General features: G+C 51.7%; 13 protein-coding genes. 6 read left to right on the top strand and 7 right to left on the bottom strand.

All coding sequences use genetic code 11. The features are described 5' to 3' along the window. Positions 1–68 precede the first annotated feature (68 nt). Together J6J34_RS08315 and J6J34_RS08320 are read right to left on the bottom strand one after the other, a co-directional pair. Complete coding sequence (locus J6J34_RS08315) at positions 69–1,748, bottom strand: NAD-dependent malic enzyme (RefSeq protein ID WP_301835375.1); 1,680 nt, start codon at positions 1,746–1,748, stop codon at positions 69–71. 101 nt (positions 1,749–1,849) lie between these two features. Continuing rightward, positions 1,850–2,548 (bottom strand): 2OG-Fe(II) oxygenase, encoded by a 699-nt coding sequence (locus J6J34_RS08320; protein WP_301898857.1) that lies wholly within the window; start codon positions 2,546–2,548, stop codon positions 1,850–1,852. A gap of 179 nt (positions 2,549–2,727) precedes the next feature. Between J6J34_RS08320 and J6J34_RS08325 the strand changes: the two genes are divergently transcribed. The 5 genes from J6J34_RS08325 (at position 2,728) to J6J34_RS08345 (ending at position 12,202) form a co-directional block, all read left to right on the top strand. Continuing rightward, positions 2,728–5,208, top strand: a complete 2,481-nt coding sequence (locus J6J34_RS08325; protein WP_301898858.1) for an ExeM/NucH family extracellular endonuclease — start codon at positions 2,728–2,730, stop codon at positions 5,206–5,208. A gap of 148 nt (positions 5,209–5,356) precedes the next feature. After that, complete coding sequence (locus J6J34_RS08330) at positions 5,357–7,060, top strand: serine hydrolase domain-containing protein (protein ID WP_301898859.1); 1,704 nt, start codon at positions 5,357–5,359, stop codon at positions 7,058–7,060. Continuing rightward, a complete protein-coding gene (gdhA, locus tag J6J34_RS08335) occupies positions 7,057–8,409 on the top strand; it encodes an NADP-specific glutamate dehydrogenase (RefSeq protein WP_301898860.1) in 1,353 nt (450 codons plus the stop codon). The genes J6J34_RS08330 and gdhA overlap by 4 nt, the downstream gene beginning before the upstream one ends. Positions 8,410–8,520: 111 nt before the next feature. Beyond that, on the top strand, positions 8,521–10,677 hold the full coding sequence (locus J6J34_RS08340; RefSeq protein ID WP_301774735.1) for a S46 family peptidase: 2,157 nt from the start codon (positions 8,521–8,523) through the stop codon (positions 10,675–10,677). Between the two features lie 148 nt (positions 10,678–10,825). After that, positions 10,826–12,202, top strand: coding sequence for a DUF3300 domain-containing protein (locus tag J6J34_RS08345; protein ID WP_301721183.1), 1,377 nt, complete (start codon positions 10,826–10,828; stop codon positions 12,200–12,202). Positions 12,203–12,282: 80 nt separating this feature from the next. Here the strand turns inward: J6J34_RS08345 and J6J34_RS08350 are convergent, their stop codons facing one another. From J6J34_RS08350 to J6J34_RS08360, 3 genes are all read right to left on the bottom strand, one after another. Next, a complete protein-coding gene (locus J6J34_RS08350) occupies positions 12,283–15,165 on the bottom strand; it encodes an insulinase family protein (RefSeq protein ID WP_301774736.1) in 2,883 nt (960 codons plus the stop codon). A 116-nt stretch (positions 15,166–15,281) separates the two neighbouring features. Continuing rightward, positions 15,282–16,313: a GGDEF domain-containing protein gene (locus tag J6J34_RS08355; RefSeq protein ID WP_301898861.1), complete on the bottom strand. Its 1,032-nt coding sequence runs from the start codon at positions 16,311–16,313 to the stop codon at positions 15,282–15,284. Positions 16,314–16,329: 16 nt separating this feature from the next. Next, positions 16,330–17,343, bottom strand: coding sequence for a CNNM domain-containing protein (locus J6J34_RS08360; RefSeq protein ID WP_301774738.1), 1,014 nt, complete (start codon positions 17,341–17,343; stop codon positions 16,330–16,332). A 103-nt stretch (positions 17,344–17,446) separates the two neighbouring features. Between J6J34_RS08360 and J6J34_RS08365 the strand changes: the two genes are divergently transcribed. Then, positions 17,447–18,145, top strand: coding sequence for a DNA-3-methyladenine glycosylase I (locus tag J6J34_RS08365; RefSeq protein ID WP_301774739.1), 699 nt, complete (start codon positions 17,447–17,449; stop codon positions 18,143–18,145). Positions 18,146–18,151: 6 nt separating this feature from the next. On the opposite strand, the gene J6J34_RS08370 is transcribed toward J6J34_RS08365, so the two are convergent. Both J6J34_RS08370 and gorA read right to left on the bottom strand, forming a co-directional pair. Next, positions 18,152–18,850, bottom strand: a complete 699-nt coding sequence (locus tag J6J34_RS08370; protein ID WP_301774740.1) for an aspartate/glutamate racemase family protein — start codon at positions 18,848–18,850, stop codon at positions 18,152–18,154. Between the two features lie 41 nt (positions 18,851–18,891). Continuing rightward, positions 18,892–20,247, bottom strand: a complete 1,356-nt coding sequence (gene gorA, locus J6J34_RS08375; protein WP_301721177.1) for a glutathione-disulfide reductase — start codon at positions 20,245–20,247, stop codon at positions 18,892–18,894. Positions 20,248–20,327 lie beyond the last annotated feature (80 nt).

The following is a 20,327-nucleotide window of genomic DNA, read 5'->3' on the forward strand; positions in this document are numbered from 1 at the left end:
CGCTGACTCCTTGTTGATGATGTCTTTGAACATACAAGGAATCAGCGTCTTTCGCCAGTTCAGAAGGGTTAAATACTGACCCGCTTGTAGTGCCGATACTCGGGCGACCAGAAGTGCGAGTCGATACGCTGCTGCAAGGTCTCATCGCTGATCTCCAGAGCGTGACCCTGTGCTTGCGCAGTCTTACCTACGGCGAAGGCGATTTGCTTACTCAACTCAGCAATATGTGTGAGCGGCGGTAGCAGTTGCTCGTCTTTATTCAAAGCTCTGGGCGAGGCTTCCGCAAGGGTATTACTGGCCGCCATGAGCATCGCATCAGTGATAACTTTAGCCTTAACAGCAAGCACACCCAGGCCTATGCCAGGGAAAATGTAACTGTTGTTGCACTGCGCGATGGGATACAACCCACCGTTATACTTAATGGGCTCATAAGGACTACCAGTGGCCACGATGGCATCACCTTCGGTCCATTCGATCACATGTGCCGGGTGTGCTTCAATTTGTCGGGACGGATTCGACAATGGGAAAATAATGGGTTGTCTGGTGTACTGATGCATGGCCCGGATGACTTGCTCAGTGAAGAGGCCGGGCTGGCCGGAAACGCCGATAAGGATAGTCGGTTTCGCACAATGCATCACATCCAGCAGTGAAGGGTAATCGCCACTGTGTTGCCAGTCGCTGAGCTGCTCGCGAGGCTGCATCAACGCCTGCTGGAATTCACGAAGACCTTCCATCCCCTCGGTCAAAAGACCAAAGCGGTCGACCATAAAGATACGCTGTCGCGCTTCGCTGTCGGTCAGTCCCTCAGCAACCATTTGTGCAATAATTTGCTCGGCGATGCCGCAACCTGCAGAACCTGCGCCGACAAAGGCGACACGCTGATCCTTGAGCTCTACGCCTTTGGCTTTACAGGCAGCAAGCAAGGTACCGACGGTGACCGCTGCGGTGCCCTGAATATCGTCATTAAAACAGCAGAACTCGTCACGATAACGCTGCAAAATCGGCATGGCGTTGGGCTGTGCAAAGTCTTCAAATTGAATCATGGCTTCTGGCCAGCGGCGGCGCACAGCATGCATAAATTTATCAATAAACTTGTCGTAGCTTTCCTGATCAATACGTTTATGTCGCGCGCCCATGTACATCGGGTCATTAAGGAGTTTTTCGTTATTGGTGCCGACATCGAGACATACCGGCAAGGTATAAGCTGGACTGATGCCGCCGCAGGCGGTGTACAGACTCAGTTTGCCGATGGGAATCCCCATGCCGCCAATGCCCTGATCGCCCAGGCCAAGAATGCGTTCACCGTCGGTGACCACGATAACTTTAACTTTGCGCTTCGTCGCATTTCGGAGGATATCGTCAATCTGGTCGCGCTCTTCATACGAGATAAACAATCCGCGAGAGCTACGATAAATATCGGAAAATTGCTCGCACGCATCCCCCACCGTCGGGGTGTAGATAATCGGCATCATTTCCGCCAGGTTATCCTGCAGCAGCCGATAAAATAAGGTTTCATTGTTGTCCTGGATGGCACGAAGATAGATGTGCTTGTTCAGTGCCGTGTCGAAACTCGAGTACTGCATATAACAGCGCTGCACTTGCTCCTCGATGGTTTCATAGCGCGGCGGCAATAAGCCTGTCAAATTAAACATTGCGCGCTCTTCGCGAGTAAATGCACTACCTTTATTGAGTAATGGTGTTTCTAACAGATTCGGGCCTGCATAGGGAATATACAGCGGATTCTTCATGGAATCATTCTCCTGGCGCGTACGAATGGAACAACGTTTAGCTCGTTATTATGGCAAAAAAATAAGGGAAACACATGGAAAATCCGAGCTTTGTGGTGCTGTCATCGCCCGAATAGCTGTTGGCCTGAATTCATCAGGATCCAACTGGTGAGAATATACTTATCGTTGGAAACCGGAACCGTACCCCGGTGGGTATGGGTAAAGTAACCCGGGGCAATGACCATGCGTCCCTGACGGGGCTGAATGCTGCGTTCCTGATAATAGAAATCAGTGCTGCCACCTACTTCAACATCGTTCAGGTAGAACATAAACAATAAGGTTCGATGCAGCGCCTCAGTGCTGTGTTGCTCTGGGAATACCTCGCAGTGCCAGTAGTTATAATTGCCTTGACCACGTTCATATTTTTGCGCTTGAATCGCGCCTAATCGGTACAAAAGTTCCATGTAGCCGGCTTCGTTTCCTGCGGCGACTTCATCGAAATTTTCATGGGTTAGTGCGACGGGTTCTCCAGTTCGGGGATGGCGGACTTGCAGTGCTAGTGGAGCAATCAAGGCAAAGCGGTATTTTTTAAAATAGGCCAGTGCGCAGCGCCGTGTCGCTTCGGTAATCGTTTGCAGCTGTTGCTGATATTCCGGGTGCTGATTCAAGTAGAGATCAGTACTTAATTTCTTGCTGGTATCCACCCCCCCGCCGGTTCGGCCTTGCTGCCGGTGAGGGCTGCCGTCAAAGGTCTCTATAAAGCTCTGGCAGAAGTCAGCACTTAAGGCATTGTCATAGATTTCAATAAAGTCGTTTGCCATCGTTATTCTCTTTAAAGGTCGTTCTGACGGGTGCTTTCAGCATACGGATCCAAACGGTTGAGTTCCAGCCTGAAGTTGTCATGCACCTGTAATAAAAAGTCATTAAATTGTTAATGGATTTACGCTATAGTGTTCCGCGAAAACAACAAGTGGAACACACAACAATAAGAGAACGGACTATGAAACGCCATAACTTAGCCCTTGCGGTTTCTGCACTACTGGTTAGTAGTGCGGCGTCTGCAGATATTATTATTTCTGAGCATATCGAAGGCAGCAGTAACAATAAAGCTATCGAATTTTTCAATGCTGGTGCCACAGAAATTGACCTTAGCACCTACGTGTTAGAGATCTATTCGAACGGCAGTACTGAAGCTGGAAATACCGTGCCATTAGTTGGCACACTGCCTGCGAATGGTATTTACGTTGTTGCGCACCCCTCAGCAAGCGCTGAAATTCAAGCCATCGCAGATAAGACAGGGAACCTTTATTACAATGGTAACGACGCGCTGGTGTTACGCAGCGGAGATGCTGTTGTTGATTCAATGGGGCAAATTGGTGTTGATGAAGTCTGGGAGTCTGATGGTGTCTCGATGCAGAATCAGACCATCCGCCGCAAAGACTCCATCACGTCTGGTGACACAGATCCAAGCGATGTTTACGCGCCGGGCGATGAATTTAACAGTTTTGCAATCGATGACATTAGCGACCTGGGCCAGCACTTAGGCTTCGGTAGCGCGCAACCGGAACCTGAGCCTGAGCCGGCGCCTGAATTCGGCGCTTGTGGCGACGCTGCGACCTTGGTTTCAGAAGTGCAGGGCAGTGGCTTATCAAGCCCGTTATTTGAGTCAGAGGTAGTGGTCGAAGCTGTGGTAACTGCCGTTTATCTTGATGGCGAGCGGCCGTTGAACGGTTTCTTTATTCAGGAGGAAGATGCGGATCAGGATACGGATCCAGCGACCTCAGAAGGTGTGTTCGTTTACCATCGGGACACTGCCGTGGCTGCTGGCGACAAGGTTCGCCTCGCGGGTGCGGTCGGTGAATATTATGATTCCACGCAAATTAGCGGTCTCACGGCCATCACTGTTTGTGCATCGGGCGAAAGTGTTACTCCCGCTTCTTTTAGCGTTCCTGTTGACTCGCTGAATGCGTTCGAAGCCATTGAAGGCATGCTGGTACAACTGGAACATCCGGTCGTGGTGACTGACACGGAGACTCTGGGTCAGTACGGCGAGTTCTGGGTGGCCCGTGATCGGCTCTATACGCCAACACAGGTCGCTGCGCCGGCGGAAGATAACACTATCAACTTCCGTTTAAATGCCTTTCTGGTCGATGATGCCCGCGGCGTTACTAACGCGGAAGATGTACCTTTCCCTGCAGGTGGTTTAAGTGCAGTGAACACCCTTCGCTTAGGCACAGAAATCACCAATCCGGTGGGCGTGATTAATTACTCGTTCAGTGAGTACCGTTTATTACCGACTTCAGCGCTGCAATACATTGATGCGAATCCACGCACCGAAGCTCCGCAGCTCACTGACGAAGGCGATTTACGCATTGCTTCGTTCAACGTTCAGAACTTCTTCAACGGTGACGGCGCCGGTGGCGGCTTCCCGACCGAACGCGGTGCTGGAACTTTGGTTGAGTATGAGCGTCAACTGGCGAAATTAGTGGCTGCCATTACGGCCATGAATGCCGACATCATTGGTCTTAACGAAATTGAGAATGATGGCTTTGCTGAGACCAGCGCGATCGCTCAACTGGTCGCGGAAGTCAACGCACAAAGCGATGCTGAGTGGGCCTTCGTGAGCTTCGGCGATGCAGAGTACGTCGGTAGCGACGCCATTACCAACGCATTGATTTACCGTACCGACCGCGCAGCTGAAACCGGTACCGCGGTATTCACCACCGAAGTGCCTTTTGACTTTGGTAACCGCCCGCCGATTGCGCAAACCTTCCACGATCTGGTCAACGAAGATGAAGTGACCGTGGTAGTGAACCATTTCCGTTCTAAAGGTGGCTGTAACAGCAGCGCAGCGGAAGGCGATAAGGACAGCGGTGACGGTCAGGGATGCTGGAATGCAACTCGTGTGCAAGCAGCGGAGAAAGTGCTTGAGTGGATAGCTAACGATCCAACCGGCCGCGATGTAGAGGATGTGATTCTGGTCGGTGACTTCAATGCGTATGGCATGGAAGATCCGGTACAGGCAATCATTGATGCAGGCTACACTGATTTACAATTCGCTGCGTTGGGTGCGGAAAATCACACCTACGTCTACGATGGCCTATCGGGTTCGCTTGATCATGCCTTCGCCTCAACAAGCTTGAATGACAAAGTGGTAGCTACTGTCAACTGGAACATCAATGCAGATGAGCCACAGGTCTTTAGCTACAACACCGAGTACAAAAGCGAAGTGAATCTGGCGAACTACTACAATGAAGACCCTTACCGTAGTTCAGATCACGATCCAGTGGTGGTCGCCATGACTACTGAAGCGAATGACTCTGGTGATAACGATGGCGGTGATGCTGACGTTGATGACGGCAACTCTGCGCCACCGGTAGAAGAAATGCCCAACATTGACCATGCGACCACCAGCGGTTCATTCCCGGTATGGATGGGGCTGAGTCTGCTGTTACTTGGTTTGCTACGTCGCCGCGTATAAACACGCGACCCGACAAAAAGCTTAAACGCCGGTCTCTTGACCGGCGTTTTTTATGAGAAACTGACAACCTCGCAAAAACTCCATCCACACAGCCGTTTATTATTTGCCTTTTTGGTCTACTATTGATGAAAACAAAAAGGAGCAAATCATGCGCGCATCTCTTTCTTATTTCATCATTTTTTGTTGTGCGGGTTTAACCGCGTGCTCGCCGGCATCGGATTCTCAAGAAACTCCGGCACCGGCAATTACCGTCGACCCGCTGGTTGAGCATGTCGAGCAGGTACTGACCGAAGTCTATTCTGATGAGCTGCCCGGGGCGACTGTGGTTATTTCACAAAAGGGTGACCTCATTGTTGAAACCGCTCGCGGTATGGCAGATATGGAACTGGATGTAGCGCTGCAGCCACACCATATTTTGCGGCTGGCATCAGTGACCAAGCAGTATACGGCAGCAACCATTCTCAAATTAGTTGAACAGGGCAAGCTCGCTTTGGATGCTCCTGTGGGCGATGTCTTACCGAACTTCCACGTCCCCGAAATTACTATCCACCAGTTGCTGAATCACACCTCGGGTTTACCGAGCTATACCGATGTGCCGGGCTATGTGACCGGCGATGACATGCGCGCAGACTTATCCACCGCAGAAATCATTGCACTAACCAGCGATTTGCCTTTGGAGTTCACTCCCGGAAGCCAGTGGCGTTATAACAATTCTGCCTATGTCGTGTTAGGGGCGGTCATTGAAGAAGTGACCGGCAAGAGCTGGCATGAAGCTATGCAGGAATTGCTTTTTGAACCCTTAGGCTTAGGCACAACAGGGTACTACAGTGCCGCTGAAATTACGCCCGGCCGGGTTGAGGGTTACATGCAGCAAGAGCAGCTGGTTAACGCTCCCTTTATCAGTATGACGCAGCCGCATGCCGCGGGGGCTTTGTCGGGAACTGCTGCTGACGTCGATAAATGGCAACGCGCGCTGCATGGCGGTAAGGTACTTAGCGACGCGCTCTACAGCCGCATGATCGACACTTCACAAGGCCTGCAAAACTACGCTTATGGTCTCTCGGTCACTTCCTTACGTGGCGAACAAATGATCAGTCATTCCGGTGGCATCCATGGTTTCAATACCTATGCGCTGTGGTTGCCGGAGCAGGAGGTTTCGGTTGTGGTGTTAAGTAACTATGCTGGTCATACGCCTGCCGTGGGGGAAGTTGCTTTGCGTCTGGCAGGTCAGGTGATTGGCAAACCTTTTCCTATCGAAAAGCCGACCATCGAACTGCCAGCAAGTGAGCTGCAAGCGCTGGTCGGAACCTATCAGATTAGCGACGATGAGCAGCGCAGCTTAAGCTTAAACGACGGCGTACTTTACAGTCAGCGTGATGGCGGCCGGAAATTGGCGGTCGCAGCTGTAGGGAATGATCAATTCGTGCTGGAGGACTCACTGGTTTATTTCGAAGCGTTGCGCAACGAAGCCGGGCAGGTCACGGGCTTGAATTTTTATCAAATCGCAACCACTGAACCTGAGTATGCGGAGAAAGTCAGCGATAAGGCACCGCAGCGCAGCGTCATTAACCTGAGTGATAGTCAGGTGCAGCGTCTTGTTGGTAACTATGAGCTGATGCCAGGCTTTGTCATCAGTATTCGTCATACTGAGGCAGGGATGGTTGCCCAAGCCACCGGACAGTCGGCATTTGTGGTGCAGGCGGAAAGCCCCTCTGTGCTATTTAATGATGAGTTTGGTATCGTCATGGAGTTTGAATTGCCAGAACAGGGACCCGCCAGCCAATTAATGCTTCTGCAAGGTGGTCAAAAATCCCCTGCTCCGCGTATGCAAGACCAAAAGGAGGGCGAATGACCTATATACACGACAGTATTGAACAACTTAAACAATCAAGTCCGGCACAGACTGAATTTTATCAGGCCGTTGAAGAGATCCTAGAATCATTGGCGCCGCTACTGGAACAAAATCCAAGGTATCGCCAACACTCGATCATCGAGCGTTTACTTGAACCTGAACGTCAGATCATGTTCCGCGTTCCCTGGGTTGACGACGACGGCAAAATTCAGGTCAACAAGGGCTATCGGGTTGAGTTCAATTCTGCGTTGGGGCCCTACAAAGGTGGCTTGCGCTTCCATCCCAGCGTGAATGCCAGCATTGTCAAATTTCTGGGCTTCGAACAAATTTTCAAAAACGCCCTGACCGGTTTGCCTATTGGCGGTGGTAAAGGCGGTGCTAACTTTGACCCTAAAGGCAAATCCGATGCGGAAATCATGCGCTTTTGCCAGTCTTTTATGACCGAGCTTTATCGGCATATTGGTCCTCATACGGACGTTCCCGCCGGTGATATTGGTGTAGGGACACGAGAAATTGGTTATATGTTTGGTCAGTACAAGCGACTGGTGAATCGCTTTGAGGGCGTATTAACTGGCAAAAGTACCTTATGGGGCGGCTCTGCGCTGCGCAAAGAGGCAACCGGCTTTGGCTGTGTGTATTTTGCAAAATCATTATTAGAGAGTCGCGAGGAGCAATTAACGGGTAAAACCTGCTTGGTCTCGGGCTCAGGGAACGTTGCTATTTATACCATGGAGAAGCTTTATGAGCTGGGCGCTAAACCGGTAGCCTGTTCAGACTCCAGTGGTACAATTTACCATCAAAGCGGTATTGATTTAGATTTAGTTAAAGAAATCAAAGAAGTAAGGAATTCGCGCCTAAGCGAATATTGCGATACCCATAACGAAGCCTATTACACCCCACGCAGTGATTATCCTGAGCATGGTGAGCAAATCTGGACCTATCAGGCGGACCTGGCGTTTCCTTGCGCAACCCAAAATGAAATAAACGAAAGCGATGCACAATGCCTGGTGGAGCACGGCATCCAGGCGGTGGTTGAAGGCGCCAATATGCCCTGCACGCAAGCCGCCATTGACTTGTTTCAGGAGCAACACGTACTTTACGGACCAGGTAAAGCAGCCAACGCTGGCGGTGTTGCCACCAGTCAGCTGGAAATGGCGCAAAACGCCAGTCTTACGCGCTGGACGCGAGAAGAAGTAGATGAGCAACTGAAATGCATCATGGAGCGTATTTACCGGGATGCGAAACGCACCGCCGAAGAGTTTGACGACCCGGATAATCTGGTGCTTGGTGCAAATATCGCCGGCTTCCGCCGAGTGGCGGATGCGATGATTGATCAGGGTGTGGTTTAACCACCCTGATCGCGCTTCAGCACAGGCAAAGATTGACTTTCAGACCGGTAACGGCAATGATGACTGCAGCAAATAACCTTCTGGTATTTATCTAAAAAAACGAGAAAAAGAATGAAAAAGTCACTTATTGCATTGGCTCTGGTGAGCTCAGTGGCCGTTGCTGATGAAGGCATGTGGATGCCGCAGCAGCTGCCAGAAATCGCGGATAAACTTAAAGCAGCGGGTCTTGAACTGGATCCAAATGAGCTGACCCAATTAACCGAGTTCCCTATGGGAGCCGTCGTCAGCTTAGGCGGGTGTTCCGCCTCCTTTGTCTCACCGCAAGGGCTGGTTGTTACTAATCACCACTGTGTTTACAACAGCATTGCTTACAACTCCACGCCCGAGAATGATTTATTAGCGAACGGCTTTTTGGCCGCGACTATGGATGAGGAAGTGGCAGCGGCACCCGGCTCACGTATTTACGTCACCAAAGCTGTGGAGAATGTCACCACTCAGGTCATTGATGCTGAAACTGCAAAGCTGACTGGCAAAGACCGCGTCGATGCCATTGAAGAGAACTACAAGCGTATTGTGGCGCAATGCGAAGAAGACGCAGGGCACCGTTGCTCGGTGTCGTCATTCTATGGTGGTCTTGAGTACTATCTGATCAAGCAGTTAGAAATCAAAGACGTGCGTCTGGTTCACGCACCAGCTGAAGGTGTAGGTAAGTTCGGCGGCGATACTGACAACTGGATGTGGCCGCGTCACACCGGTGACTACTCGTTCTATCGGGCTTATGTAAGCCCGGCAGGAGAGTCTGCTGAATTTGCTGAAGAGAACGTGCCTTATCAGCCGGAACATCACCTAACTATTGCCAGCGAAGCATTGGATGAAGGTGACTTCGTCATGGCCCTAGGGTATCCGGGCCGAACCAACCGTCACCGCCTGCCAAGTGAAGTCGAAAATACCTTTACCTGGAGTTATCCCAATACCGTGGAACGTTTCCGCGATAACCTGGACATCATTGCGGCACAGACCGAAGACAATAAAGACGCTGAGCTTAAATATGCAAGCCGCGTTGCGGGATTAAATAATTACCTGAAAAATCGTCAGGGCATGCTCGACAGTTTTGCCAACTCTGACCTTTTACAGCGTAAACAAGCCGAACATCAAGCCTTAAAAGAGTGGGTCAGCAGCAGCGCTGAAAACGGTGCTGCCTATGCAGAGGATCTGCAAGCGATTGAGCAGCTGCTTGCCGAACGCCATGCCGGTGAACGTGACGACTATTACCGTTCATTGGCGACACCGCGCTTATTGGGAATGGCCTCAGTACTCTATAAATTAAGCCAGGAACAAGTGAAACCTGATGCCGAGCGTGAGGCGGGCTATCAGGAACGTGACTTGCCGCGCTTTGAAGCTTATGTGGCTGGCTTTGACCGGAGTTATGACGCGAGTGTGGAAATGGCGCTCGATTTTTACAACCTGAAAAATTATTTGCAGACGCCGGCCGAGCAACGTGATGCGATCTTCGATAATGCGCTGGGATTGCAAGCGGAAATGTCTGACGCAGAGCTGCGAGATCTGATTGCGCGCTGGTATGCAGAGACAGATCTGAGCGAGCTCGATGTTCGTAACGCGCTGCTGGAAGCAACGCCGAGCCAGTTTGCCGATAGTAATGACGTTTTCGTGCAGGCGGCTGTGGCATTGTATCCACAGCAGCAAGCCGAGCAGGATAAAGCGGAAGAGTTAGCAGGTCAGATCCAGGCTGCTTACGCGAACTACATGCGGGCCAAGATTGCGTTCATGCGTCAACAAGGTGAAGCTGTCTACCCTGATGCTAATAGTACGCTTCGGGTCACTTATGGCACAGTCACCGGCCGTGATCACGGTACTTATGATGGTACTGCCTGGACGGCCTTTACGACGTTGCGCGGTATCCAGCAAAAAGCGACAGGTGAAGGTGAGTTTAACGCCCCACAAGCTCAGTTGGATGCGATCAAGAATGAAAACTACGCCGACTACTATGTTGAAAGTCTGGACTCGGTACCGGTGAACTACCTGGCTACTCTTGATATTACCGGAGGCAACTCAGGTTCTGCTGTGCTCAACGGTAAAGCAGAACTTGTCGGTTTGGCTTTTGACGGGACGCTGGATTCCATTATCTCTGACTGGGATTTCAATATTGATAATACCCGTTCAATCCAGGTCGACAGTCGCTTCATGTTATGGCAGATGGAAGTCGTAGACGGTGCCGATAACCTGCTGAAAGAGCTCGGTATTAAGTAATTAGTTGCCACTCTTAAGAAACACCGCTCACTCGAGCGGTGTTTTTCTTTGTACATTCTTTACATTGCTCCTGTCACTTATTCACGCCACGACTCGTCTATACTCTTACTGACAGTCTAAAACCTGTCTGCCAAACGGAGGTGTTACGATGTTTAAATTCAATCCGGCGAAATTGCCTTTATTAAAATTCAGTGTGCTTTCTATAGCACTGGCAACCTCGGTTGGCTGTACAGCAATTTCCACTGCGCATGCTGAATCACAAAGCTATTCGGTAAGCACGACCAATGGCGTCTATACACAAGCGGATCTTGACCGCATGCTGGCGCCTGTCGCCCTATACCCGGACAGCTTACTGTCGCATATCTTAATTGCTGCGACCTACCCACTGGAAGTGGTCCAGGCCGAGCGCTGGGTTAGCCGCCATGATCATCTGGCACCCGAGCAAGCGCTCGCCCGCGCAGATGAAGAAAACTGGGACCCCAGCGTCAAGGCGCTGGTTGCAACCCCTGATGTGCTCAAACAGATGAGTGAAAATTTGGAGTGGACCCAGGCGCTGGGCGAAGCTTTTATTGCGCAGCAAGAAGAAGTTCTGGCCAGCATTCAGGTGCTGCGTGATCGCGCCTATATCGCCGGTAACCTTCGTAGCGACGAACATGTCTCGGTGGCACGAGAAGCGCGCACCATTCGCATCGAAACCGTGCGCCGTGAGTATATTTATGTGCCGGTTTACGATACTCGTTACGTTTACGGTCCCTGGTGGCATAGAACTCCGCCGGTGTACTGGGGTCGCCCGGGCGTTACATTTCGCGTGGGCAGCGGTGTTCACTGGTCGCTCTCGTACCATGTACCGCACTGGTATTTCTTTAGTGATTTCTACTGGCCAAGTCGCTACGTAGTGGTGCATCACCACCATTACCATGAGCGCGAGCGCAATCACCGCCGAGATGATCGTTACCGGCCAAGACCAGGTGACGGTGATCGCTGGCGTCATGATCCGCGCCATCGCCGCAATGTTGAATATCGCCACGCCGAGCTGGTCGAAAACCCGCCGCTACGACATCATAAAGAAGAGCCTGGCAGGGTTGTTGGCACGCCAGTAAAAGATAAGCGTCCGCCGCAAGTGGAGGTACGCCGTCGTCTGCTCGAAGCTGAAGCTCAGCCAAGGATGCGTCGAATTGAAGAGCGTGGCCCGATTGCCAAGCAACCAGGACGCGTGGAGCAAAAGCCAAGCGAGCCTGTTATGCGTCAGCAGCCGATCTTTGAGCGTAAGGCCAACCAACCTGTGGTCAGGCAGCAGCCGCGCTTTGAGCCGAAGCCAAGTCAGCCGGTCGTACGTCAGCAGCCGCGCTTTGAGCCGAAGCCAAGTCAGCCGGTCGTTCGCCAGCAGCCGCGCTTTGAGCCGAAGCCAAGTCAGCCGGTCGTTCGTCAGCAGCCACGCTTTGAGCCGAAGCCGCGCCCGGAGCCGAAACCGATGCGTCAACCCGTCGAAGTTAAAGATGGCAAGAGTCGTAAACATATCGACTAAGCACGCAAAAAAAAAGCGCGAAGGCTGGCATTTGCCACCCCTCGCGCTTGTATTAAACAAGCAGTAGTCGGTTTATCGGGCTACTGCTTTTTCATTTGCGCATGAAAGTCAGAGAGCTCTTTCACCAGAGTTTGCGTGTCAAAGTCAGCGAAAGGCTGGTCGGCAAACTTAGTGCCTCGCATTTGCACGCTGACGCGAGCCGCTGCTTCGTTCTGCATGGTGTCCTGGTAGAAAGCTTTGATATCTGCCAGCGTCACTTCTTCAACAGCATCAATCAATTGCTGCTTGCTGTCAAAACTGTAATCTTCGCGGTACCAGTCCGATAAGAGTGGCCCCAGTTCTTCCTGCAGGTTTTTCGGTGGCTCATTCAGGCTTAGCAGGAGACTGCTTTTCAATTGCTCAAACTCCGCCTGAGTCATTTTCTCCAGCTCAGCCGCATACTCTGTTTTAAAGGCATCGAAGCGTTCCTGCATTGCTGCGACGTCTTTAACAGGCGTTTGAATGTACATCGCAAAGCCGGTGTAATCGTCAATGCGCACTGCAGTACCGCCCACAGCATAAGCCAGCTGCTCTTCTGTGCGTAACCGGTCAAAGGCAATATTGCTGAAATGATCTTTGAGTACCGACGCTGCAGCATAGGTCGCATAGCCTGGTGTCAAATTCACATGCACATCAATTAGGCCCACGTCAGCGACAGCGATATCTTCCTGCCATACCAGATGCTTCTCAGCTTCAGGTTGCCAGAAAGCTGCCATAGTGTAAGACGTGTCAGCGCTTGCTGCCGGCAACGCAGAATCCAGCGTGGCGACGACAGTGTCGAGCGCCGCGGTATCGTAATTACCAAAGGCGAAGACGCGTAACTCATGCTGAGTGAGAAACTCGTTCATGAAGACTTGCAGATCGGTGGCGGTCAACGACTTCGCTGTTTCGATCAAGGTACTGGTGTTGTAATTACCTTCACGAATCAATTTATTGTAGGCACCGAAGGCCTGATAAAACGGGAATTGTTGACCCTGGTTGTTCAGTCCCCGAACATAGCGGTCGACAGCCTGAGCAAAGCTCTGTGGCTCAACATCAACGATGAGTCCGTTCAGCGCGCGCTCCAGCAGCAGGGGCTGTTTATCGGTAAAACCCCCGATGCGCATGGTCAAGCCGGTACCTGCGGACAGGCGAAGCTGCATTCCGGCAATGCCAGCTTCGGTTGCTAGGGCACTTTGTTCCAGTGCATACAGACTGCTCCACAGCGACAACAGCACATCAGCTTTTGCGGATTGCAAGGGTGCTGCACTGTTCATATTAATTTCGAGTAAGCCGCGCGGCTGGTCCGCGAAATCCTGGCTCGGGTAATGCCAGACGGTTACCTTTTCGTTGTCGATGACAACTTCGGGTTTCTCGCGTTTTTGCTCGGCGACAACGGCAAAGTTTTCGGGCAACATGCGATTGACCGCAGGCAGTTCAAGATCGACCATCGGCTCCGCCTGCCAGCGCATTTTCTCGTCTGCTGAAATGGTTACGACCTGGTATTTCCCGTCGTAATAATACAGCTCACTATCATGAGGCTCCTGCTTGCTCACATACCATACCCGCAGTCGCTCGGGGGTCAGCTGCGCTAGCACGTCACGAATCGCTTCTGCATCGAAGCGTTCATAATGGAAGGGGGCTGCGATCGCCATTTCAGCGGGCACTTCTTGCATGGCCGCAGCAAGGTTAGAGACGTAACCGAATTCGTCAGTCTTTTCCAGAAAACGGAATTGATTGGCAAGACTGGTTTTGATCTCACTGTAGTATTTTTTGTCGACACCATCGCGCTTGATAAGGTCGATGTAATTCATTAACACAGCAGTGATTTCGTCGCGTTTTTGCATACCTGTATCGGTCAGGTTGACGTCAATTTGCAGAACACCGTAATTACCATAGTAGGTGGGGCTGGCAGACGCATTCAGACTCGAAATAAGACCAAGCTTTTTCAGCTCATAAGCAGGGGCACCGGGCATTTCCGAACCCAGCAGGTAGGTAATAAAGCGATTAGGTTTAACGGCAAACTGGTCGCTGTTATCGTCAATAATGAACTCGAGACGTAATTGTTTTACGTCCTGATTAGGCACGTAGTGAATGCGTTTACCGCCGACTTCTGAAAAATCAATTTTAGCGGTGACTTCTGGCTCTGGAATGGCATCATTCTCTATCGAACTAAAGTGCTGGACCGCCATCTTTTCAAGCTCAGCCAGAGATTTATTCCCCAGCAGGGCAACTTTCATAATATTGGCGGAGTAATACTGCTCATAGAAAGCAACGGTTTCTGCGTGCAGGTTGCTCCCTTCTTTATCACCTAAAGACTCCAGATTACCAATTAAGAAACGGTTTGCGGGGTGATCGCCAAGCAGGTTACGGGCCAGTTTGAATTGACCGAAAAAGTCCATCTCGCGACGCATGGACCACTCAGCGTTGACCGCGTTCTTTTCTTTATCGGTGTACTCCGGGTAAAGCATCGGCGCTTTAAAGAAATCTGAGAACCGATCCAAGGCTTCATTCACTGCATCATTATTAATGCTAAACATGTAGTTGGTGATATCGAGCCAGGTGGACGCGTTGCGGCTACCGCCATTGGCGGTCATAAAAGAGGAGTAACCTTTGGTGTCAGGGTAACGTTCTGTGCCCAGAAACAGCATGTGCTCCAGGTAGTGAGCCATACCCTGCTGGGTCATTGGGTCGTGCAACAACCCGACGCCAACACTAAGCGCGGCGGCTGATTTTTCCGTACCTGGGTCGGATATCAACATCACCTCAAGCTGATTGGGCAGGACAATGGTTTTATAAGCACGGTCATCATTAGGAGATTTGATGACCTCGGCTGCTGTTTGCTGATGCACGGCGGTTGTGGTTTCTGCCGTGGTGTTGGTCTGGCTACCACAACCGGCAAGCAGTGCCAGGCTGATGGCACTGGTCAGAACGATACGCTTCATAAAATGTTCTCTCTTAAGAATGGCGAGTTTAGAAAACTAATCACACCAGTGTAGAACGGCTGAGGCTCGTTTGGCAGTATTCCTTGCTAAGAAAGGCAATAGCTTTGTAACAAAATCTAATCGTTACTCACACGGACACAATTGCGGCCCTCTTCTTTGGCACGGTAGAGCGCACGATCAGCCTCAATAAAGGTGTGCTCGAATGACTTTTTGGGATGCAGCGCGGCAACGCCAAAGCTCATGGTCAGGGTTTGCCCAAAAGCGGTCTCATTATCGGCAATATACTGGCGTAACCGCTCACTGTAGAGCTTCGCTTGCTCCAGAGTATAGCCTGGCAGTATCAGCATGAACTCTTCGCCCCCCCAGCGGCCGACGAGGCCATCATTACGGGTAAAGTCGCGCAACAATTGCGCAGCATGGCGCAGAACTTCATCGCCTTTAATGTGGCCGAGACTGTCATTGATCGCTTTAAAGTTATCGATATCGGCGATGACCACGGTTGAATGCGAAACTTGCCCGGTTCCCAGCTGACGGTGTTGCATTGCCACCACTGAGTCTAACTTGATGCGGTTGTACAGGCCGGTCAATTTATCGGTCACAGACTGAATTTCTAATTCACGATAGGCAGACTCACGCGAGCCTTCATAAAACCGGAACAAGAACCAGAGCGCGACACAGACCTCAATAATATTAAGCAGGGCGCCCAGACCGAGTGCGCGGGGCATGGGCTGCTGAATTTGGATGGCCATAAAGGCGATGACATAAAGGAATAGCAGGCCGGTAATCCAGGCGCCTAGCTTCCGGCCGAGCAGGAAAAAGACAATGGGGGGGATGATCATGACCCAGAGGATGGCGTAGTTCTGGCCATTTGCCAGATGAATGAACACCATCACATTAAAAATGACTGCGGCGCAGGCTAACCACGAGGTGAGTATTAGCTGCCGATGATTACGAAAATAGAGCAGTAATCCGGATGCGACCGCAAAGCTCACATAATTAAACAGGGCGGTATCGTAGCTGGCAAAAACGAAGACGTTAATGCTACCGATAATGACCGAGAACAGCGCGATAATCTTCAGCACAGCGCGCAATAACTGTGACTGGTGATGGGCAGACTGATCCGTATAAGTTAAAAGTGAATGGGGCATCGTTTCTCTATCATAACTACTCAGGCTTTACCCGTTTCCCCCAGCGCTGCTTGGCATAGCGCCGCAGGCTTGGAATGGTATCGGTTTCATCCATAATGGGCTGCCCCAGGATGGTTTCAATAATGTCCTCTAAAGTGATGAGACCGAGCCAGGTACCATGCTCATCAAACACCACCGCCATATGCTTCCTGGCCTCTAAAAACCGTGTCAGCGCAGTTTCTAAATCAATGCTGGGGCTCAGTACTTCGACCTCACGCGCCAGATTGCTGACTTTCTCGTCCCGGTGCGATTGCAAAGCTTCATTACGCAAAATAATACCGTGCGGTATTTCGTCATCATCAATCACCGGAAACCGCGAGTAAGGCATGGCTTTCACTTGCTCGAGGAACTCGCCGACGGTGCTGTCGGGACGGACGGCTTCGCAAACCATGCGTGGGGTCATTGCCTTGCTGACCTTTATCGCATGCAGATCGAGGATATTACTGATGACGCGTTTTTCATCGGCATCAATTGCTTTTTGCTCGTGGCCGACAATCGCCAATGCTTTTATTTCAGCGCGGATATCGATGTCGTGGGCATTACCGCCGATACGTTTAGTGATCTGATCCGACGCCCAGATAAAAGGCTTGAGCGCGATAATCATGGTGTTGAGCATGGGCGGTAACGCAGGGGCCAGGCCGCGCCAGAACTTAGCGCCGATGGTCTTCGGGATGATCTCAGAAAGCACCAGGATGACCAGAGTCATTACCGCCGAGGCGATGGCAAGATAGCCGTCGCCAAATACCACGCCGACTTGCGCACCAACACCGGCGGCACCGACGGTGTGAGCAATAGTGTTTAATGTTAAAATTGCCGCCAGCGGGCGATCAATTGTCGACTTCAGTTGTTGCAACTGATCATGCAGCCGCGGGCGGTCGGTCCGCAGCTGAGCGATGTAACTTGGTGTGATCGAGAGTAACGCTGCCTCCAGTATCGAGCACAGAAATGAAATTCCGACAGCGACAAAGGCGAAAACAATCAGTAAAAACATTGCGGCCTGCAGTATGAATGAGAAATAAAAGCGCTATTGTGAAACTAGCACAGAGATGGTTAGCTAAGCTAGTGAGTATACGACAATTGACTGAGCAAATCCGATGAAATTTGATTACTTTCAAGAGCGTGCACGAGCGCGCAAGGGCGCGACTGAGCTAGAGCAACGACTGCCACAGGTGCATCCCAAACAGCGCCTCACCGAATACGATGATGCTTTCTACCTGGCGGAGATGACCCGGGGGATTTTTCGGGCAGGCTTTGTGTGGCGAATTATTGATAACAAGTGGGCGGATTTCCAGGCAGCATTTAGCGGCTTTGTGCCGCTTTACTGGCAACAGGTGCCGCCAGAGCGTCTGGAGCAGCTTGCCGATGATCCACGCATCGTACGTAACTGGCAGAAAATTGAAACGGTGCCGGTGAACGCGCGCATGATTGTAGAGGTGGCAGAAGAGCATGGCAGCTTCGGCAATTTTCTTGCCCACTGGCCTTCATCCGATCAGGCTGGCTTACTTGACTACTTCAAGGTCAACGGCGCGCGCCTTGCTGGCGCAACTGCACAACACTTTCTAAGGCGCGTTGGCTGGGATGGCTTTGTGCTATCGGCGGATGTGGTGACGGCATTAAAAAACCATAATCTGATGGACGCCTCGCCAACCAGCAAGCGCGGTATGCGGCAGGCACAACAGGCTTTTAATCAATGGCATGAAGAAACCGGATTGCCGTACAGTCATCTGTCGCGGATTGTCTCGATGACGGTCGATGCCGCAGCCGCTGAGCGTAAGCCGCGCCGCCGGTCCTAGCCGAGTTTACCGCGTATCCTGCAGCGCAGCCTTGATGGCGGCCGCGGCATGGATCTCGGTGGTGTCGTAAAGTTTGATCAAGGTATCGTTTTGATTCAGCAGCAGACCGATTTCGGTACAGCCCAGAATCACTCCCTCGGCACCGCGTTCGGCCAGTTCTTCGCAGACGGCGAGAAAACGCTGTTTGGCGGCGACGTTAAACTTGCCCTGACAGAGTTCGTCAAAGATACACGCGTGAATAAACTGCCGTGCGGCGGAGGGGGGCGTCAACACAGTGATACCGTGCTGTTCCAGACGCTGCCGATAAAAGTCCTGCTCCATGGTAAAGCGCGTGCCTAACAGCCCGACTGTCCCATGATTGTTGCTTCGAATTGCCTCGGCCAGAGCGTCGATAATGTGCAAAAGTGGAACACCGATGCCTGCCTGAACTTCATCAGCTACTTTATGCATGGTATTGGTTGCGATCAGGACCATGTCAGCACCCGCGGCTTCCAGAGCTTGCGCCGCCTGGCGGAGAATAATGGCTGTTTGCGTCCAGTCCCCCGCCCGTTGCAGTGCTTCAATTTCGGCGAAATCGACGCTGAACAGCACGAGTTTAGCCGAGTGGTGGCCGCCACAGCTGTTGCGGGTGTATTGGTTAAGCAGACGGTAGTAGACCGCAGTCGACTCCCAGCTCATGCCTCCAATAACTCCGATTGTTTTCATCTGCGGCGCCCCTGAACTCGTTGCTTATTCTGGCTGTGTCATTAACGCAGGGTAACAAATTCCTCTGCACTGGTTGGGTGTAAGGCCACGGTGGCATCGAAATCTGCCTTGGTTGCACCCATTTTCAGTGCCACGGCAAACCCCTGTAATATTTCGTCCATGCCCTCACCGATACCATGAATGCCGACCACCTTTTCTTCCTCACCGGTGCACACTAGCTTGAAGGTGCTCAGCGCCCGGTGTGGGGTCACGGCGTTATACATGGCGGCGAACTTGGAGCGATAGACCTTAACGTTCCCTTCACCATATTTGGCTACGGCTTCGACTTCGGTCAGGCCCACGGTGCCGATCGGCGGGTGGCTGAACACAATTGTTGGGATCTGGGTGTAATCCATATGAGCATCGGCAAGCTCAGGGTTGAACAGACGCTCAGCAAGCAGACGCCCGGCTTTAATTGCTACCGGCGTAAGTTGTGCTTCACCGGTGATGTCGCCCACCGCATATATACCCTCAACATTGGTGTTCTGGTATTTGTCGGTGCGCACAAACCCGACCGGATCCACCTCAACACCTGCAGCCTCCAGATTAATCTTGTCAGTAGCTGGCTCACGGCCGATTGCCCAGACCAGACAATCCACATCTTCGATAACGTCACCGGACTCGGTATGGACGTTCAACAAACCCTTGTCGGTCTTGACCACTTTGGCTACGACAGTGTTGGTATGCAGGCTGGGGCCATCAAGCTCAAGACGTTCGAGCAAAGCCTCAGTAATATCTTCATCAAAATAACGCAACGGACGGTCGCGCCGGACCAACAGATGACTATCACTACCTAAAGCATGCAAAACACCAGCAATTTCTACGGCGATATAACCGGCACCGACTACCACAGCTTTATTCGGACGCTCTTCCAGGGCAAAGAAACCGTCGGAATCGATACCGTACTCGGCGCCTTCACAAGAGGGCACGATGGCCCGGCCGCCAACGGCAATGGTGATGTGTTTAGCAGTGATCTGTTCGCCGTTCACTTCGACGGTATTTTTGTCAACGAAGCGCGCGAAGCCTTCGATGTATTCCACGCCGTTGCTCTCAAAACCGCGTTTGTAGCCACCATGGATGCGTTCAATGTAGGCTTCGCGGTTACGTACTAAGGTTTTCCAATCGAAGCCGTTTTGCTGAATATCGAAACCATAGGCTTCGCTGTACTTCAGTGCTTCAGCAATATGGGCACCGTACCACATGACTTTTTTCGGCACGCAACCAACATTCACGCAGGTTCCACCAACGGCTTTCGCTTCGATAACGGCAGCCTTTGCACCGCGAATCGCTGCGCGGTTGGCTGAGGCAATACCACCACTTCCTGCGCCAATGGCTAGATAATCGTAATGTCGGGTCATGCGTTGTGCTCCTGTTACGTGCTAATCTGTGATTCAATTGAAGGCGGTATGATCGCCCAAAAAGAACGAGTGTGCAACGC

This window comes from Pseudidiomarina terrestris (genome assembly GCF_030466405.1).
GTDB classification, from domain to species: domain Bacteria; phylum Pseudomonadota; class Gammaproteobacteria; order Enterobacterales; family Alteromonadaceae; genus Pseudidiomarina; species Pseudidiomarina terrestris.

What these genes read in the sequence shown, in the direction of transcription:
- J6J34_RS08315 (WP_301835375.1), bottom strand. Translation starts at nt 1,748, where the DNA reads ATGAAGAATCCGCTGTATATTCCCTATGCAGGCCCGAATCTGTTAGAA.
- J6J34_RS08320 (WP_301898857.1), bottom strand. Translation starts at nt 2,548, where the DNA reads ATGGCAAACGACTTTATTGAAATCTATGACAATGCCTTAAGTGCTGAC.
- J6J34_RS08325 (WP_301898858.1), top strand. Translation starts at nt 2,728, where the DNA reads ATGAAACGCCATAACTTAGCCCTTGCGGTTTCTGCACTACTGGTTAGT.
- J6J34_RS08330 (WP_301898859.1), top strand. Translation starts at nt 5,357, where the DNA reads ATGCGCGCATCTCTTTCTTATTTCATCATTTTTTGTTGTGCGGGTTTA.
- gdhA (WP_301898860.1), top strand. Translation starts at nt 7,057, where the DNA reads ATGACCTATATACACGACAGTATTGAACAACTTAAACAATCAAGTCCG.
- J6J34_RS08340 (WP_301774735.1), top strand. Translation starts at nt 8,521, where the DNA reads ATGAAAAAGTCACTTATTGCATTGGCTCTGGTGAGCTCAGTGGCCGTT.
- J6J34_RS08345 (WP_301721183.1), top strand. Translation starts at nt 10,826, where the DNA reads ATGTTTAAATTCAATCCGGCGAAATTGCCTTTATTAAAATTCAGTGTG.
- J6J34_RS08350 (WP_301774736.1), bottom strand. Translation starts at nt 15,165, where the DNA reads ATGAAGCGTATCGTTCTGACCAGTGCCATCAGCCTGGCACTGCTTGCC.
- J6J34_RS08355 (WP_301898861.1), bottom strand. Translation starts at nt 16,313, where the DNA reads ATGCCCCATTCACTTTTAACTTATACGGATCAGTCTGCCCATCACCAG.
- J6J34_RS08360 (WP_301774738.1), bottom strand. Translation starts at nt 17,343, where the DNA reads ATGTTTTTACTGATTGTTTTCGCCTTTGTCGCTGTCGGAATTTCATTT.
- J6J34_RS08365 (WP_301774739.1), top strand. Translation starts at nt 17,447, where the DNA reads ATGAAATTTGATTACTTTCAAGAGCGTGCACGAGCGCGCAAGGGCGCG.
- J6J34_RS08370 (WP_301774740.1), bottom strand. Translation starts at nt 18,850, where the DNA reads ATGAAAACAATCGGAGTTATTGGAGGCATGAGCTGGGAGTCGACTGCG.
- gorA (WP_301721177.1), bottom strand. Translation starts at nt 20,247, where the DNA reads ATGACCCGACATTACGATTATCTAGCCATTGGCGCAGGAAGTGGTGGT.